The 17,012-nt window shown below is 63.0% G+C and carries 11 protein-coding genes; 5 read left to right on the top strand and 6 right to left on the bottom strand.

Annotated features, from left to right (window positions below; all coding sequences use genetic code 11):
* Positions 1–127 precede the first annotated feature (127 nt).
* Together ptsP (OC445_RS23955) and OC445_RS23950 are read left to right on the top strand one after the other, a co-directional pair.
* Positions 128–2,662, top strand: coding sequence for a phosphoenolpyruvate--protein phosphotransferase (ptsP, locus tag OC445_RS23955; RefSeq protein WP_262020388.1), 2,535 nt, complete (start codon positions 128–130; stop codon positions 2,660–2,662).
* 2 nt (positions 2,663–2,664) lie between these two features.
* Positions 2,665–2,943, top strand: a complete 279-nt coding sequence (locus OC445_RS23950) for a PTS transporter subunit EIIB (RefSeq protein WP_034128006.1) — start codon at positions 2,665–2,667, stop codon at positions 2,941–2,943.
* 136 nt (positions 2,944–3,079) lie between these two features.
* Here OC445_RS23950 and mltF read toward each other — a convergent pair whose 3' ends face one another.
* Positions 3,080–4,540 carry a membrane-bound lytic murein transglycosylase MltF gene (mltF, locus tag OC445_RS23945; RefSeq protein WP_060763567.1) on the bottom strand — a complete coding sequence of 487 codons (1,461 nt, stop codon included), beginning with the start codon at positions 4,538–4,540 and terminating at the stop codon, positions 3,080–3,082.
* A gap of 286 nt (positions 4,541–4,826) precedes the next feature.
* On the opposite strand from mltF, the gene purL reads away from it, so the two are divergent.
* From purL to OC445_RS23930, 3 genes are all read left to right on the top strand, one after another.
* Entirely contained in the window at positions 4,827–8,723 is a 3,897-nt protein-coding gene (purL, locus tag OC445_RS23940) for a phosphoribosylformylglycinamidine synthase (RefSeq protein WP_034128004.1), read from the top strand.
* A 4-nt stretch (positions 8,724–8,727) separates the two neighbouring features.
* A complete protein-coding gene (locus OC445_RS23935) occupies positions 8,728–9,039 on the top strand; it encodes an NGG1p interacting factor 3 protein, NIF3 (RefSeq protein ID WP_047711711.1) in 312 nt (103 codons plus the stop codon).
* 309 nt (positions 9,040–9,348) lie between these two features.
* Positions 9,349–9,642 (top strand): DUF6124 family protein, encoded by a 294-nt coding sequence (locus OC445_RS23930; protein WP_229999976.1) that lies wholly within the window; start codon positions 9,349–9,351, stop codon positions 9,640–9,642.
* Positions 9,643–9,757: 115 nt separating this feature from the next.
* Here the strand turns inward: OC445_RS23930 and nagE are convergent, their stop codons facing one another.
* Genes nagE through OC445_RS23905 form a run of 5 tightly spaced genes read right to left on the bottom strand, consistent with a single transcriptional unit; the run spans position 9,758 to position 16,904 of the window.
* On the bottom strand, positions 9,758–11,455 hold the full coding sequence (gene nagE, locus OC445_RS23925; protein ID WP_181123964.1) for an N-acetylglucosamine-specific PTS transporter subunit IIBC: 1,698 nt from the start codon (positions 11,453–11,455) through the stop codon (positions 9,758–9,760).
* Positions 11,456–11,481: 26 nt separating this feature from the next.
* Positions 11,482–13,995, bottom strand: coding sequence for a phosphoenolpyruvate--protein phosphotransferase (gene ptsP, locus OC445_RS23920; protein WP_181123975.1), 2,514 nt, complete (start codon positions 13,993–13,995; stop codon positions 11,482–11,484).
* Positions 13,996–14,025: 30 nt separating this feature from the next.
* Positions 14,026–15,048 carry an SIS domain-containing protein gene (locus OC445_RS23915; RefSeq protein WP_087149524.1) on the bottom strand — a complete coding sequence of 341 codons (1,023 nt, stop codon included), beginning with the start codon at positions 15,046–15,048 and terminating at the stop codon, positions 14,026–14,028.
* Positions 15,029–16,135: an N-acetylglucosamine-6-phosphate deacetylase gene (gene nagA, locus OC445_RS23910; RefSeq protein ID WP_181123962.1), complete on the bottom strand. Its 1,107-nt coding sequence runs from the start codon at positions 16,133–16,135 to the stop codon at positions 15,029–15,031. Before nagA ends, OC445_RS23915 begins: the two co-directional genes overlap by 20 nt.
* 22 nt (positions 16,136–16,157) lie before the next feature.
* Entirely contained in the window at positions 16,158–16,904 is a 747-nt protein-coding gene (locus tag OC445_RS23905; RefSeq protein ID WP_032895423.1) for a GntR family transcriptional regulator, read from the bottom strand.
* Between the last annotated feature and the right edge of the window lie 108 nt (positions 16,905–17,012).

Raw genomic sequence — 17,012 nt, 5'->3', positions numbered from 1 at the left:
GCGCTTCGCACCCCAGCGCAAGCAAGCTTGCTCGCCACAGCAAGCCCGCTCCCACCTTTGATCTTCGCCATCCTCAACCTTGCATCGGCTCAATGATTTTTAAAGAACAACACAAACAGGTGAAGTCATGACCACATCTCAACCCCTGGAACTGCTGGCACCCTTGTCCGGGGGTTTGCTGGCGCTGGATCAGGTCCCCGACCCGGTATTTTCCGGCCGCGTGATTGGCGATGGCCTGTGCATCGACCCCACCTCGCAGACCCTCTGCGCGCCGTTGGCCGGGGTGATCAGCAATATTCAGGACAGCGGACACGCCGTCAGTGTCACCGCCGATAACGGAGTGCAGGTGCTGCTGCATATTGGCCTGGACACCGTGAACCTGGCAGGCCAGGGCTTCACCCGGCTGGTCGAGGAGGGCCAGCGGGTGGAGGCCGGGCAGCCGCTGATCGAGTTCGATGCCGATTATGTGGCGCTCAATGCACGTAGCCTGCTGACCTTGATGCTCATTGTGAGCGGCGAGCCGTTTGTGCCATTGGTGGCCGGTCAGGCGCTGGTGGAGTCCGGCCAGCCTCTGGTGCAGGTCTCACCGCGGCCGATGCCCGCTGAGGTGGACGAGGAAGAGGGCAATGCGCTGTTTTCCAAGCCAGTGACATTGCCCAATGCCAGCGGCCTGCACGCCCGCCCTGCGGCGGTGTTTGCCCAGGCGGCGAAGGGGTTCAGTTCCAGCATTTTCCTGCACAAGCAAACCCTGAGCGCCAATGCCAAGTCGCTTGTGGCGATCATGGCGCTGCAGACCTCCCAGGGCGACAGCGTGCAAGTGAGCGCGGCGGGGGAAGATGCCGAGGCGGCAATCCAGGCGCTGGTGGCGTTGCTGCTCGACGGCTGTGGCGAGACGCTGCCGGTAGCGGTCGAGGCGATCAACGAGCCCGCCACGCCTGCGTCTTCTGCGTCCGTGTTGCGAGGCGTCTGCGCGTCGCCGGGCTCGGCGTTTGGCCAGGTTGTCCAAGTGGCTGAACCGGCGCTTGAGATTCCCGAAGCCGGTGCCGGAGAAACCTTCGAACGTACCGCATTGGCCCGTGGTCTGCGGGCGGCAAACGAGGCGCTGCAAGCGTTGCAGGCCAAGGCGGCCGGCAGTGCCCAGGCCGAGATCTTCCGCGCCCACCAGGAACTGCTCGAAGACCCGACCCTGCTTGAACAAGCCCATAGCCTGCTGGCCGAAGGCAAGAGCGCGGCCTTTGCCTGGAATACGGCCACGGTGGCGACCGCCAGGCTCTTCGAAGGCTTGGGTAAAACGCTGCTGGCTGAGCGTGCGGCGGATTTGGCCGACGTCGGCCAGCGCGTGCTCAAGTTGATCCTGGGGGGGCCGGAGCGTTCCATGGAGCTGCCGGAGTGCGCCATTCTGGTCGCCGAACAATTGACCCCCTCACAAACCGCCGGCCTGGATACCAGCAAAGTGCTGGGCTTCGTCACGGTCGCCGGTGGCGCTACCAGCCACGTGGCCATCCTCGCCCGGGCCCTCGGCCTGCCATCCCTTTGCGGCGTACCCAGTCAAGTATTGGCCTTGGCCAACGGCAAGCGGGTACTGCTCAACGCCGACAAAGGCGAGCTGCAACTGGAGCCGAACCTGGCTGAAATCGAGCAACTGCAGGCGGTTCGTCAACAGCAAAAGCTACGGCTGCAGCGTGAAGTGGCACAGGCCTCACAGGCGGCGGTCACCCGCGACGGTCACCACGTCGAGGTCACAGCCAACGTCGCCTCATTGCAGGAAGTGGAACAGTCACTGACCCTGGGCGCTGAAGGCGTGGGTCTGCTGCGTTCGGAGTTCCTCTACCTGGAACGCAACCGTGCCCCGAGCGCAGAGGAGCAGGCCGACACCTACAGCGCCATCGCCCGCGCCCTCGGCCCCGAGCGTAATCTGGTGGTACGTACCCTGGATGTGGGCGGCGATAAACCCTTGGCCTATGTGCCGATGGAAAGCGAGACCAACCCATTCCTTGGCCTGCGCGGTATCCGCCTGTGCCTGGAACGCCCCGAACTGCTGCGTGAACAGTTGCGTGCGATTCTTGCCAGTGCAGGCTTGGCGCGGCTGCATATCATGTTGCCGATGGTCAGCCTGCTGTCGGAGCTGCATCTGGCGCGCAAGATGCTCGAAGAAGAGGCGCTGGCCCTCGGGCTGGCCGAGTTACCAAAGCTGGGCATCATGATCGAAGTCCCCAGCGCAGCGCTGATGGCGGATGTGTTTGCGCCCCATGTGGATTTCTTCTCCATCGGCACCAACGACCTGACCCAGTACACCCTGGCCATGGACCGCGACCATCCGCGCCTGGCCAGCCAGGCCGACAGTTTTCACCCGGCCGTCCTGCGCCTGATCGACATCACCGTCAAGGCGGCCCATGCCCATGGCAAGTGGGTGGGCGTATGTGGTGCGCTGGCGTCCGAAACCCTTGCTGTGCCGGCGTTGATCGGCCTGGGTGTGGATGAGCTGTCGGTCAGCGTGCCGCTGATCCCCACCATCAAGGCCACCGTGCGCGAACTGGACCTGCACGACTGCCAGATCATTGCCCGCCAAGTGCTGGGCCTGGAAGAAGCCGATCAAGTGCGCGAGGCCCTGCGCCTGTACCACGCGGCCACCGTTGAAACCTCACCTGTCGTGGAGCACTGAGCATGTTCGAGAAATTGCAGCGGGCGTTCTGGAAAGCCCTGACGCCTGATTTGGTGGCCGAGACGGTCGCACCGACGACGCCGAGCCTGTTGTCGGCCGATGTGGTGAGTGCATTGGGCGGGGAGGGCAATGTCACGTCACAGCAGCGCGTGGCACTCACGCGGGTGCGCGTGCAATTGAAGGAGGTGGGTGGGTTGGATGAGTCGGCGTTGAAGGCTGCCGGTATACCCGCAGTGATGGTACTGCCGGGCGGCGTGGTTCATCTGCTCACCGGCCTATAAGGCGACGATGATCAGATGTGGGAGCCGGGCTTGCCCGCGATAGCGGTGTGTCAGGCGCCGAATACCTCGACTGTCAGGCCGCCATCGCGGGCAAGCCCGGCTCCCACAGGGATTTGCAGTGTGCGGGCTGTCGTGATCAGAGTTGTGGGCTGTCTTGCGGTGGCTTGGTCTTGTCCACGCCCGGCACATGCAGGTTGCCTTCCACCACCTGGTTACCCTCCAACTGCGGTTGGGTCACCCAGGTGAGGATGTCGTAGTAACGTCGGATGTTCGCCACAAAATGCACCGGCTCGCCGCCGCGGGCGTAGCCGTAGCGGGTCTTGCTGTACCACTGCTTCTGCGACAGGCGTGGCAACATCTTCTTCACGTCCAGCCACTTGTTCGGGTTCAGGCCTTCTTTCTTCGCCAGGAGGCGCGCGTCGTCCAGGTGGCCGGTGCCCACGTTATAGGCAGCGAGGGCGAACCAGGTGCGGTCGGGCTCGGCGATCTTGTCGTCCAGCTCATCCTTGATTCTGGCCAGGTACTTGGCGCCGCCCATGATGCTCTGCTTGGGGTCCAGGCGGTTGGACACGCCCATGGCTTGCGCGGTGTTCTGGGTCAGCATCATCAGGCCGCGCACGCCGGTCTTGGAGGTGACCGTCGGTTGCCACAGCGATTCCTGGTAGCCGATGGCTGCCAGTAACCGCCAATCGACTTTCTCGGCCTTGGCATAGGCGCGAAAGTGCTTCTCGTACTTGGGCAGGCGTTGTTGCAAGTGCTGGGCAAAGGTGTAGGCGCCGACATAGCCGAGGACATCGACGTGCCCGTAGTAGCGGTCCTTCAGGCGTTGCAGGGTGCCATTCTTCTCGACCTTGTCCAGGTAACTGTTGATCTCGTTGAGCAGGCTGTTGTCGTCGCCTGCTGCTACGGCCCAGCTTTGATTGCTGGCATTGCCGAGGTCGAAGGCCACGCGCACGTTGGGGAAGTACACCTGGTTCATGGCCACTTCGTTGGAGTCCACCAGGGTCAGGTCGATTTGCCCTTCGTCGACCATGCGCAGCAAATCCACCACTTCCACCGCGTCGGATTCTTCGTACTCAATCGCCGGGTTCTGTTTTTTCAGCGCCGCCAGTTGCTCGGCGTGGGTGCTGCCCTTGAGCACCATGATCTTCTTGCCCACCAGGTCGGCGGCGTTGGTGGGGCGCGATTGGCCGTTGCGGTAGATAATCTGTGGGGTGACTTCAAGGTACGGGTGAGAGAAGCGCACCTGCTGCTGGCGCTGGTCGCTGCTCACCAGGCCGGCGGCGGCGAGTACCGGGCCGTTGGGTTTGCCCAGCCGGCTGAACAGGTCGTCGAGGTTGTCGGCCGTCTCGATTTCCAGCTTCACCCCCAGGTCGTCGGCAAAGCGCTTGACCAGTTCGTATTCGAAGCCGGTTTCACCGTTGCGATCCTGGAAATACGTAGCGGGACTGTTGCGAGTGACCACCCGCAATACGCCATCCTCCTTGATTCGCTCCAGTGTGCTGGGTTTATCAACACAGGCACTGAGCATCAGGAAGAGCAAGGTGGCGATGAGCCATTTGGCGCATCGCAGGCGCGAAACAGTTGGGAAGAACATCTGCGCAGTATACGCAAACGGCTCACGGCGCCATATCTCGACAGCGGCGCACTTGTCTGCTAGCCAGCGTAAAACTGTGCTGCAGCCCGCAGAAACGGGGCTTGGCGAGCGATTGTGACGGTTAAAATAACTGCGCCGAATGCCCTGGATAACGCCGTGATCGCAGGCAAAGCGTGCCAACTGACGTTCGGCGGCGGCCACCGGTAGCGTTTCGGGTGCCGTTGGCGAAGGTTTACGCTAGAATGCACGGCCTCAAAGCACACCCCTTCCCGAGGCTGTCCCGAAGATGTTGATCCTGCGCGGCGCTCCTGCCCTTTCTGCCTTTCGCCACAGCAAACTCCTTGAGCAACTGAGCCAGAAGGTTCCAGCTGTTACAGGCCTGTACGCTGAATTTGCTCACTTCGCCGACGTAACCGGCGTCTTGACCGCCGACGAACAGCAAGTGCTGGCACGCCTTCTGAAGTACGGCCCAAGCGTTCCCGTTCAAGAGCCGACTGGCCGCTTGTTCCTGGTTCTGCCACGGTTCGGCACCATCTCGCCCTGGTCGAGCAAGGCCAGCGACATCGCCCGCAACTGCGGCCTGGATAAAATCCAGCGCCTGGAGCGTGGGATCGCCTTCTACGTCGCCGGCCAGTTCAGCGACGCCGAGGCCGAGCTGATCGCCAGCAGCCTGCACGACCGCATGACCCAGATCATCGTCAGCCAGCTGGAACAGGCTGCCGGCCTGTTCAGCCACGCCGAACCCAAGCCGCTCACCGCGATTGACGTGCTGGGCGGTGGCCGCGCCGCCCTCGAGAAGGCCAACACCGAGCTGGGCCTGGCCCTGGCCGAAGACGAGATCGACTATCTGGTCAACGCCTTCACCGGCTTGAAGCGCAACCCCCACGACATCGAACTGATGATGTTCGCCCAGGCCAACTCCGAGCACTGCCGTCACAAGATCTTCAACGCCAGTTGGGACATCGACGGCCAAAGCCAGGAAAAAAGCCTGTTCGGCATGATCAAGAACACCTACGTGATGCACAGCGAAGGCGTTTTGTCGGCTTATAAGGACAACGCCTCGGTGATCGTCGGCTCCGTCGCCGGCCGCTTCTTCCCGGACCCGGAAACCCGCCAGTACGGCGCGGTGCAGGAGCCGGTGCACATCCTTATGAAGGTTGAAACCCACAACCACCCGACCGCGATTGCCCCGTTCCCGGGCGCAGCCACCGGTTCGGGCGGCGAAATCCGTGACGAAGGCGCCACCGGCCGTGGTGCCAAGCCCAAGGCGGGCCTCACCGGTTTCACCGTGTCCAACCTGCAGATCCCGGGCTTCGAACAGCCGTGGGAAGTGCCGTACGGCAAGCCTGAGCGCATCGTCACGGCGCTGGACATCATGATCGAAGGCCCGCTGGGCGGCGCCGCGTTCAACAACGAATTCGGGCGCCCAGCGCTCACCGGCTACTTCCGGACCTTCGAGCAGTCCATCACCACCCCGCGTGGCGATGAAGTGCGCGGCTACCACAAGCCGATCATGTTGGCCGGCGGCATGGGCAACATCCGTGAAGAACACGTCAAGAAAGGCGAGATTCTGGTCGGCTCCAAGCTGATCGTGCTCGGCGGCCCGGCGATGCTGATCGGCCTGGGCGGCGGCGCGGCCTCTTCCATGGCCACCGGCACCAGCTCGGCAGATCTGGACTTTGCTTCCGTACAGCGCGAAAACCCTGAGATGGAACGCCGTTGCCAGGAAGTCATCGACCGTTGCTGGCAGTTGGGTGACAAGAACCCGATCAGCTTCATCCACGACGTCGGCGCTGGCGGTTTGTCCAACGCCTTCCCGGAACTGGTCAACGACGGCGACCGTGGTGGCCGTTTCGAGCTGCGCAACATTCCAAACGACGAGCCGGGCATGGCCCCGCACGAAATCTGGAGTAACGAATCCCAGGAACGCTACGTACTGGCCGTCGGTCCTGAAGACTTCGCACGCTTCCAGGCCATCTGCGAACGCGAGCGTTGCCCGTTTGCCGTGGTCGGCGAAGCCACTGCCGAGCCGCAACTGACCGTCACCGACAGCCACTTCGGCAACAGCCCCGTGGACATGCCGTTGGAAGTGCTGCTGGGCAAGGCCCCGCGCATGCACCGTTCGGCCAACCGTGAAGCTGAACTGGGCGATGATTTCGACCCAAGCACGCTGGACCTGGCCAACAGCATCGAACGCGTGCTGCACCATCCGGCCGTGGCGAGCAAAAGCTTCCTGATCACCATCGGCGACCGCACCATCACCGGCCTCGTTGCCCGTGACCAAATGGTTGGCCCATGGCAAGTGCCGGTCGCTGACGTTGCCGTCACCGCCACCAGCTTCGACGTGTACACCGGTGAAGCCATGGCCATGGGCGAGCGCACGCCGCTGGCCCTGCTGGACGCACCGGCGTCGGGCCGCATGGCCATTGGTGAAACCCTCACCAACATCGCCGCCTCGCGTATCGGCAAGCTGTCCGACATCAAGCTGTCGGCCAACTGGATGTCCGCTGCCGGTCACCCGGGTGAAGATGCACGCCTGTACGACACGGTTAAAGCCGTCGGCATGGAGCTGTGCCCGGAACTGGGTATCACCATTCCGGTGGGCAAGGACTCCATGTCCATGGCCACCCGTTGGAACGAAGACGGCACCGACAAGAGCGTCACGTCGCCGCTGTCGCTGATCGTCACCGGTTTTGCGCCGGTCACTGACATCCGCCAGACCCTCACCCCGCAACTGCGCATGGACAAGGGCACCACCGACCTGATCCTGATCGACCTGGGCCGTGGTCAGAACCGCATGGGCGCCTCGATCCTGGCGCAAACCCACGGCAAGCTCGGCAAACAGGCTCCGGACGTCGACGACGCCGAAGACCTCAAGGCCTTCTTCGCCGTGATCCAGGGCCTGAACGCCGACGGCCACCTGTTGGCTTACCACGACCGTTCCGACGGTGGTTTGCTGACCAGCGTTGTCGAAATGGCCTTCGCCGGTCACTGCGGCCTGAACATCGTGCTCGACAGCGTTGCCGAGGATGCTGCCGAAATCAACGGCATCCTGTTCAACGAAGAGTTGGGTGCAGTGATTCAGGTGCGTCAGGACGCTACCCCAGACGTGCTCGCGCAGTTCAGCGCCGCTGGCCTGGCCGAGTGCGTGGCGGTGATTGGCCAGCCGATCAACAACGGCGAAGTCAATATCTCCTTCAACGGCGACACGGTCTTTACCGGTCAGCGCCGCTTGCTGCAACGCCAGTGGGCCGAGACCAGCTACCAGATCCAGCGTCTGCGCGACAACGCCGACTGCGCCGAGCAGGAGTTCGACGTGATCCTGGAAGAAGACAACCCGGGCCTGAGCACCATGCTCAGCTTCGACGTCAACCAGGACATCGCCGCGCCTTACATCAAGAAGGGCATTCGCCCACAGGTTGCCGTACTGCGTGAGCAGGGCGTCAACGGCCAGGTGGAAATGGCAGCAGCGTTCGACCGCGCCGGCTTCAATGCGATCGACGTGCACATGAGCGACATCCTCGCCGGTCGCGTTGACCTCAACGAGTTCAAAGGCCTGGTTGCCTGCGGTGGTTTCTCCTACGGCGACGTGCTGGGTGCCGGTGAAGGCTGGGCCAAGTCGGCCCTGTTCAACAGCCGTGCCCGCGACGCGTTCCAGGGCTTCTTCGAACGCAACGACAGCTTCACCCTGGGTGTGTGCAACGGTTGCCAGATGATGTCCAACCTCAGCGAACTGATCCCGGGCAGCGAGTTCTGGCCGCACTTTGTGCGTAACCGTTCCGAGCAGTTCGAAGCCCGTGTCGCCATGGTGCAGGTGCAGGAGTCCAACTCGATCTTCCTGCAGGGCATGGCCGGTTCGCGCATGCCAATCGCCATCGCCCACGGTGAGGGCCACGCCGAATTCAGCAGCGAAGAAGCGCTGCTCGAAGCCGACCTGTCCGGCACCGTAGCCCTGCGTTTCGTCGACAACCACGGCAAGGTCACCGAAAGCTACCCGGCCAACCCGAACGGCTCGCCACGCGGGATCACCGGCCTTACCAGCCGCGACGGTCGCGTTACCATCATGATGCCGCACCCGGAACGCGTATTCCGCGCCGTGCAAAACTCGTGGCGCCCGGAAGAGTGGAGCGAAGACGGCGCCTGGATGCGCATGTTCCGCAACGCTCGCGTGTGGGTGAACTAAGGCCGTGTACAAGCTCGCCTTCTTCGTGCCCGACAGCCATGTGGAGACGGTAAAAACCGCCGTCTTCACCGCTGGCGGCGGGCGCATCGGCGACTACGACAGCTGCGCCTGGCAAGTGCTGGGCCAGGGCCAATTCCGCGCGTTGGACGGTAGTCAGCCGTTTATCGGGCAGGTGGGCCAGGTTGAAGTGGTTGAAGAGTGGAAGGTTGAGTTGGTGGTGGCAGATGAATTGATCGTGGCCGCTGTGGCTGCTTTGAAACTCAGTCACCCGTATGAGACTCCGGCGTATGAGGTGTGGCAGTTGGCGGATTTTTGATTCGTGGGCTGTATAAACAAGAAACCCGCTGGGCCCGTTTGGTCAGCGGGTTTTTTGTTGGTTTTAAGTGCCAATCGCAGGCAAGCCAGCTCCCACATTTGACCCCGTTGTCAGACCGTACATCAATCCCATGTGGGAGCTGGCTTGCCTGCGATGGCGTCGGCGCAAGCGCCTCAGAACTTTCCGACAAGCCTTTCAGGTTGTCCGTCGGAACTCGCACAACTAACCTTCTCGAGTCGCTGCCAATTCAGTGACCGGGACTGCAAGCCTGAAAAGTCACTAGGAGCCTATTCCATATGGAGTTTAATGATGATCAGCGACAACTTGCTAACTGGTTCAATCTCATCTCAAGCCGAGTCCCGCCAAGCTGGTGATTCACCGTCCGACCAGATCTTCACCGTACTACCCAGTCTGAACACCGAAACCCTGCTCGCCAATGCCTCCCAAGACCTGGCATCCGTACAGGCACTGGCGGGTAATCTGGCTTTTGAAATCGACGGCCCGCACCGTGATGCGGTGCTGGGGATTCATCGGATGGTAGAGGGTATTCAGTTGATGGTGGATCGAGTACTGGATCTACACGAAGTACCCACCAGTAACTGAATACACCACACTCTGTGGCGAGGGAGCTTGCTCCCGCTGGAGTGCGAAGCGCTCCCAGGATTTTTGGGGCCGCTGCGCAGCCCAGCGGGAGCAAGCTCCCTCGCCACAGGGGAAATCAGGCGTTGATCCGGCGAGTCACCAACCGCTCCAACGCTTCACCCAACCCCGACGCCTTGTCACCCATCAACAGGTGCCAAACACCGCTCTCAAGCTGACTCACACCCTGGCAACCGAGCGCAGTGAGCTGAGCCTCAGACAACCGCGAATCATCCCCCAATTCCACCCGCAGCCGGGTCATCGCCACCGCTTCCAGATGCCGTACATTCCCCCGGCCACCCAGCGCATTCAGCCATTTCGCGGCCTCCTGCACATTCACCGTCACCGGCTTATCCACAGGTGCAACCGCTACAGGCGCTGCTGCAACAAACCCTGGCATCGCCAAGCGAATTTCATCAGCGATGCTATCGGCCATCGGCCCAACCACCACCTGCAAACTCCCGCCGTTACCCGGCCGCACCACAGCCATGGCACCCAGCGCTTTCAACTCTGCATCCACCGCCTTGTTGCGATCCACCATGTCCAGGCGCAGCCGCGTGGTACAAGCACCGACACTCAGCAGATTCTCAGCACCACCCAACGCCTGGATATAAGCCGTCGCACGCTGGTTATCGCTCATCGCTTCAGCCTGCACCACCTGGATGTCTTCACGGCCCGGCGTCTTCAGGTTGAAGCGGCGGATGCAGTAGCTGAACACCGTGTAGTAGATCACCGAGTAGGCCAGGCCTACCGGTACCACCAACCAGCCATTGGTGGACTTGCCCCAGCCCAGCACCATGTCGATAAACCCACCGGAGAAGGTAAAGCCCAGGTGGATATTCAGCAGGTCGGTGACCGCCATCGACAGGCCGGTGAGCAGCGCGTGAATCAGGTACAGGAAGGGCGCCAGGAACATGAAGGCAAATTCAATCGGCTCGGTCACCCCGGTGAGGAACGAGGTCAGCGCCATCGACAGGAAGATCCCGCCCATCACTTTGCGCCGCTCAGGCAAAGCATTGCGGTACATCGCCAGACACGCCGCGGGCAAGCCGAACAGCATCACCGGGAACATGCCGGTCATGAACTGGCCGCCTTTGGGGTCGCCGGCAAAGTAGCGGGTCAGGTCGCCCGTGACCACCGCGCCGGTTACCGGGTCGGTGAAGCTGCCGAACACGAACCACGCCATATTGTTGAGGATGTGATGCAAGCCAGTGACGATCAGCAGGCGGTTGAACACGCCAAACACGAACGCACCGAGGCTGCCGCTTTCCATCAACAGCACGCCGAAGCTGTTGATGCCGTGCTGGATCGGGGGCCAGATCAGGCCGAAAATCACGCCCAGGCCCACCGCGCTGAACCCGGTGACAATCGGCACAAACCGCCGCCCACCGAAGAACGCCAGGTATTCCGGCAACTTGATGTCCTTGAAGCGGTTGTACAGCCCACCGGCCATCAAGCCGCTGGCGATACCGGCGAGCATGCCCATGTTGATGGTGGTGTCCATCACCTTGAGCGTGGAGATCATCACCAGGTAACCAATCGCCCCGGCCAGGCCCGCAGTGCCGTTGTTGTCACGGGCAAAACCCACGGCGATGCCGATGGCGAAGATCAGCGCCAGGTTGGCGAAGATCGCCTGGCCGGCGTCGTGCATCACCGCGATGTTGAGCAAGTCGGTGTCGCCCAGGCGCAGCAGCAGGCCGGCGATCGGCAGGATCGCGATCGGCAGCATCAAGGCGCGGCCCAGGCGTTGCAGGCCTTCGATAAAGTGTTGGTACATGGCGTGTCTCCCTATTCTTGTTGTTTTCAGCTCAGCGGCCAGTGGTGTTGACAGGCTTGGCGAACGGCCTTGGCGCTGCTCAGGTTGAGCAGTTCCTGGCTCAGCTGCCGGCATTGCGCCGCGTCCAGATGGCGAACGCGGTCTTTGATCTCTCCGATCTGCGGCGGGCTTACCGACAGCTCGGTGACGCCCAGGCCGACCAGTACCGGCGTGGCCAGCGGGTCCGACGCCAGGGCACCGCACACGCCGACCCAACGCCCGTGCTTCGCCGCACCGGCGCAGGTGTGCGCGATCAGTCGCAGCAAGGCCGGGTGCAGCGCATCGACGCGCGCGGCCAAGCCTGCGTGGTCGCGGTCCATGGCCAGGGTGTACTGGGACAGGTCATTGGTGCCGATGGACAAAAAGTCCGCATGTTCGGCCAGCTGTTCAGCCATCAGCGCAGCGGCGGGCACTTCGATCATCACCCCCAGTTCGGGGCGCTGGCTCAAACCCAACTCGGCGCACAGTTCATCCAGGCGCTGGCGAATCTGCAGCAGTTCATCCACCTCGCTGACCATCGGCAACAGGATGCGACAACGCGCCAGCGGCGAGACTTGCAGCAGGGCACGCAGTTGCTGGTCGAGCAATTCCGGACGCACTTGGGCCATGCGAATGCCGCGCAGGCCCAACACCGGGTTGGCCTCGATCGGTAGCGGCAAATAGTCGAGCTGCTTGTCGCCGCCCACGTCGATGGTGCGGATGATCACCGACTTGTCGCCCATGGCATCCAATACGGCCTGATAAGCCTGACGCTGTTCCTGCTCATCCGGCGCGGTACGGCGGTCGACGAAGAGGAATTCGGTGCGTAGAAGGCCGACGCCATCGGCACCGTTTTCAAACGCCACTTGGGCCTCGCTGCTGGAGGCAACATTGGCGGCGATTTCAATGTTCACACCGTCGCGGGTGCGTGCCGGTTGTTGCGCCTGGGCCTGTTGCTGCTGGCGACGCAGTTTTTGCGCGTCGCGTATCTGGTGCACTTCAGCATGGCGCGCATCGGTAGGGGCCAGTTCCAGGCGGCCATTGATGGCGTCCAGCACCACGCGCTGGCCCTGAGGCACATCCAATACCTCGGCACCGAGGGCGACCACGCAGGGTAAGCCTTTCCCCCGAGCAAGTATCGCGACGTGGGAGGTGGCGCCGCCTTCGGCCATGCAGATACCGGCGGCCTGCTGTTCACTCAGTTGCAGCAAGTCTGACGGGGTCAGTTCATGGGCGCTGACAATCGATCCGGCGGGTAACTCAAAGTGCCAGGCCTCACCCAGCAAGGCCCGCAATACGCGTTGTTGCAGGTCGCGAAGATCGTTGGCGCGCTCGGCAAACAACGGCTTGCCCAACGCCAACAGCACGGCGCACTGGGCCTGGATCGCATCACGCCAGGCGTGGGTGGCAGCGCTGCCGTGGGCGATGGCGTCGGTGGCCGCTTCCAGCAGCGCCGGGTCTTCGAGCAGTGCAAGGTGAGCGGCGAAGATGTCTTCTTCCTCGACATTCTTGCGTTGGCGGGCATGCTCGAGGGTGCTGCGGATTTCGTCACGCACCTGCTCCAGTGCCGTGTCGAGGCGCTGCTGTTGTTCGTCGGCGCTATGGTTACCGGTGTCTTCGGGCAGCTCGATGCCGGACAGGCGGAACAGTGGCCCGCACACCAGGCCGGGTGCTGCACACACGCCTTGCAGCACATCGGCTTCCACACTGGCGCGACGTGGCGCAGCAGTGGCTACCGGGGCGTGATGGGCTTCGCTGACCGCCACGGATAGCGCCGCGACCAGCCCTTGCAACGCCGCCTCTGCGTCTTGGCCACGGCAACTCACCCGCACTTCGTCGCCTTCGCCGATGCCCAGTCCCATCAAGCCAATCAGGCTGTCGCACGACGCCGATTTATCAGCGAAGTGCAGGTGCGACTGGCTGCTGAAACCCTGGGCGGTCTTGCGGATCAGGGCGGCAGGGCGTGCATGCAAACCGCCTCGATGGGTAATGCGTACGCTGGCGCTGGCCTCGAAGCTGGAGTTATCCACAGCTGCTTGGGCGGTGGCGGTGGTGCGCGCAGCAATCTGCAACAACGGCTCACCGATCTTGACCGTCTTCAGCGCCACGGGCGTCAGCTCAAAGCGCTCACTGTTGGTCAGGATGATCAAGCTCACCAGGCTCTTGCACTGGCGCGCAATGCGGTCCAGATCAAACTGCACCAACGGCTGACCCTCGCTCACCCGTGCGCCTTCCTTCACCAGCAAGGCAAAGCCTTCGCCATTGAGCTCCACGGTGTCGATGCCCACATGCATCAGCATCTCAGCACCGTTATCGGCGCGGATGGTCAGGGCGTGCCCGGTGCGGGCGACGTGGATGATCACGCCGTCACAGGGCGCGTGCAGGCAGTCGTTCAACGGGTCGATAGCGAGACCGTCGCCCATGGCGCCGCTGGCGAACACTTCGTCGGGGACGCGGTTCAGGGCCAGCACCGGCCCACTCAAGGGGGCGCTAAGGGTCAATGGATTATTGTTGTTGGGCATGGGCACGGTACTCATCAGGAAAACGCCGCTTTAGTGCGTGCGGGTGACTTTGCTCAGGTGGCGCGGCTGGTCCGGGTCCATGCCCCGTGCCTCAGCAAGGCCTGCGGCCATCACGTAGAAGCTCTGGATAGCCAGGATCGGGTCCAGGCTCGGGTGTTCGGCGCGGCTCAGCGTCAGGTCGCGTTCGGCGATATCGTCCGGCGCAGCCAGCAACACGCGAGCACCGCGTTGGCGCATATCGGCGGCCAGGCTCAGCAGGCCGGCCTGCTCGGCGCCGCGGGGGGCGAACACCAGTAGGGGGTAGTTCTCGTCGATCAAGGCCATCGGCCCGTGGCGCACTTCGGCGCTGCTGAAGGCTTCGGCCTGGATCGCCGAGGTTTCCTTGAGCTTGAGCGCGGCTTCCTGGGCGATGGCAAACCCGGCGCCACGGCCGATCACCATCAAGCGCTGGCTGCCTTTGAGGGCGTCGACGGCCAGGCGCCAATCCTGTCTGGCGGCGTCACGCAGGCCCTCGGGCAAGGCCTGACAGGCTTGCAGCAAGTCGGCTTCTTGATTCCAGTGGCCGATCAACTGTGCACTGGCGCTGAGGGTGGCGATAAAGCTCTTGGTGGCGGCCACGCTGAGTTCCGGCCCGGCGCACAGCGGCACGTGGAACTCGCAGGCGGCTTCCAGCGGTGAGTCTTCGGCATTGACCAGGGAGATGCTCAAGGCACCACGCTTGCGCAACAAGCGCAGACTGTTGACCAGGTCCGGGCTCTGCCCCGATTGGGAGAAACCAAACGCTACCTGGCCGCTGACTTTCATCGGCGCCTGCAACAGGGTCACCACCGACATCGGCAGCGACGCCACCGGAATGCCCACGTGTTGCATGGCCAGGTAGGCGAAGTAACTGGCGGCGTGGTCGGAGCTGCCGCGGGCGATGGTCATCGCCACTTGCGGCGGCTGGCGGCGCAGGCGGCCGGCGACTTCTTCCAGCATCGGGTCCAGGCGCTGCAGTTGGGCCGCGACGGCGTCGCAGGAGGCCAGGGCCTCTTCAAGCATTTTTGAAGTCAATGGTTTCTCCTTCGACCATTACGTCGGTGAGTGTCAGGGAGCGGTCCAGACGCACGCAGTCGGCAAAGCTGCCCGGTTGCAGGCGGCCGCGTTCTTCCAGGCCCAGGTAGTCCGCAGGAAATTGCGACAGGCGTTGTGAGGCTTCACTGATTGGCAGGCCGATTTTCACCAGGTTGCGCAGCGCCTGATCCATGGTCAGCGTGCTGCCGGCCAGGGTGCCGTCGGCCAGGCGCACTCCGCCCAGGCATTTGGTCACGGTGTGGCTGCCCAGCTTGTACTCTCCGTCGGGCATGCCGGCGGCGGCGGTGGAGTCGGTGACGCAATACAGGCACGGGATCGAGCGCAGGGCCACGCGCATGGCGCCGGGGTGCACGTGCAGCAAGTCCGGGATCAGCTCGGCGTACTGGGCGTGGGCCAGCGCGGCGCCGACGATGCCGGGTTCGCGGTGATGCAGCGGGCTCATGGCGTTGTACAAATGGGTGAAACTGGTGGCGCCAGCGGCCAGGGCGGCAACGCCTTCTTCATAGCTGCCCAGGGTGTGGCCGATCTGCATGCGCACGCCGCGTTGGCTGAGGGCGCGAATCAGGCCGTCGTGGCCGGCGATTTCCGGGGCGATGGTGATCACCCGGATTGGCGCCAGGCGCAGGTAGGCTTCCACTTCTTGCATCAACGCGGTGTGGGCGAAGTTGGGTTGGGCGCCGAGTTTTCCCGGATTGATGTAGGGGCCTTCCAGGTGCACGCCGAGTACGCGGGCGCTGCCGGCTGGCCGCTGTTCGCAGAACGTGCCGAGCTCACCGAGCACGCGGGAAATTTCTTCCACCGGCGCCGTCATGGTGGTGGCCAGCAGCGAGGTGGTGCCAAAACGCACGTGGGTACGGGTAATGGTCTCGAAGGCGCTCGCACCTTCCATGATGTCGGCGCCGCCACCGCCATGCACATGCAGGTCGATAAAGCCCGGCAACAGGTAGGGCAGGTCGTTGTCGGCCGGGTCGCACGGCGTGCCGTCAATGGCGACAACCTTGCCGTGCTCATGCACCAAGCGACCACGCATCCAGCCGCTGGGCGTGAGGATATTGTCTTCAGTCATGGGCAGTTCTCTAAGTTCGCATTCAGGCGGAGTAGTCATGGCGGCGCAGCTCTGCGACAAAGTCGTAGTAGTCGTTGCGGCAGTAGGTGTCGGTGATCTCAATCGGCGTGTTGTCGGCGGTGTAGCCCACGCGGGTCATCAGCAGCATGGCGGTGCCGGGGGCGATGCCGACCAGCGCGGCGAACTCATCCGAGGCATTGATCGCCTGGATATGCTGCAAGGCGCGCACGATGGGCTTGCCGATGCTTTCCAAGTATTCGTACAACGAATTGCCGATGGCCTGGGGATGGGGCAGCACCGAGGCCGGCATGGCGGTCATTTCAATCGCCATCACCGTGTCGTCGGCTTTGCGCAGGCGCTTGAGGCGCGCCACTTTGTCGGTGGGCGACAGGCCCAGGCGGATCAGTTCTTCATGGGTCGGCGGGGTGATGTCGCGCTCCAGCCACTGAGACGTCGGCACAAACCCCTTGAGCCGCAGCATCTCGCTGAACCCCGACAGGCGCGACAAGGGTTGTTCCAGGCGCGGCGTGATGAAAGTGCCGGAGCCTTGGCTGCGACGGATCAGCCCTTGAGCCAGCAACACTTCCAGCGCTTTACGGGCGGTGACCCGCGAGATGCTCAATTGCTCGCTGAGGGCGCGTTCCGAAGGCAGGGCCTGTTCGGATTTCCACTGGCCGGCATGGATCGCTGCTTCAAGGCTGCGGGCCAGTTGCAGGTACAGCGGCGTGGATTGCTTGTCGTCGGGGCGCAGGGCCAGGATGGGATTCATCTGTCAGGTTTCCGATGCGTTATTGGAATGTTGTCGCCCGGTAATGGCCGAAAACTAATACCACTTAAATACCATGTCAATGCTGCCAAAACGGTGAAAATCCCGGTT

The organism is Pseudomonas sp. Pse35 (assembly GCF_024519715.1).
Taxonomy (GTDB): Bacteria; Pseudomonadota; Gammaproteobacteria; order Pseudomonadales; family Pseudomonadaceae; genus Aquipseudomonas; species Aquipseudomonas paracarnis.
This window is presented reverse-complemented; position numbering and strand designations above follow the sequence as displayed.

What these genes read in the sequence shown, in the direction of transcription:
- ptsP (WP_262020388.1), top strand. Translation starts at nt 128, where the DNA reads ATGACCACATCTCAACCCCTGGAACTGCTGGCACCCTTGTCCGGGGGT.
- mltF (WP_060763567.1), bottom strand. Translation starts at nt 4,540, where the DNA reads ATGTTCTTCCCAACTGTTTCGCGCCTGCGATGCGCCAAATGGCTCATC.
- nagA (WP_181123962.1), bottom strand. Translation starts at nt 16,135, where the DNA reads ATGACTGAAGACAATATCCTCACGCCCAGCGGCTGGATGCGTGGTCGC.
- OC445_RS23930 (WP_229999976.1), top strand. Translation starts at nt 9,349, where the DNA reads ATGATCAGCGACAACTTGCTAACTGGTTCAATCTCATCTCAAGCCGAG.
- OC445_RS23905 (WP_032895423.1), bottom strand. Translation starts at nt 16,904, where the DNA reads ATGAATCCCATCCTGGCCCTGCGCCCCGACGACAAGCAATCCACGCCG.
- OC445_RS23950 (WP_034128006.1), top strand. Translation starts at nt 2,665, where the DNA reads ATGTTCGAGAAATTGCAGCGGGCGTTCTGGAAAGCCCTGACGCCTGAT.
- nagE (WP_181123964.1), bottom strand. Translation starts at nt 11,455, where the DNA reads ATGTACCAACACTTTATCGAAGGCCTGCAACGCCTGGGCCGCGCCTTG.
- ptsP (WP_181123975.1), bottom strand. Translation starts at nt 13,995, where the DNA reads ATGCCCAACAACAATAATCCATTGACCCTTAGCGCCCCCTTGAGTGGG.
- purL (WP_034128004.1), top strand. Translation starts at nt 4,827, where the DNA reads ATGTTGATCCTGCGCGGCGCTCCTGCCCTTTCTGCCTTTCGCCACAGC.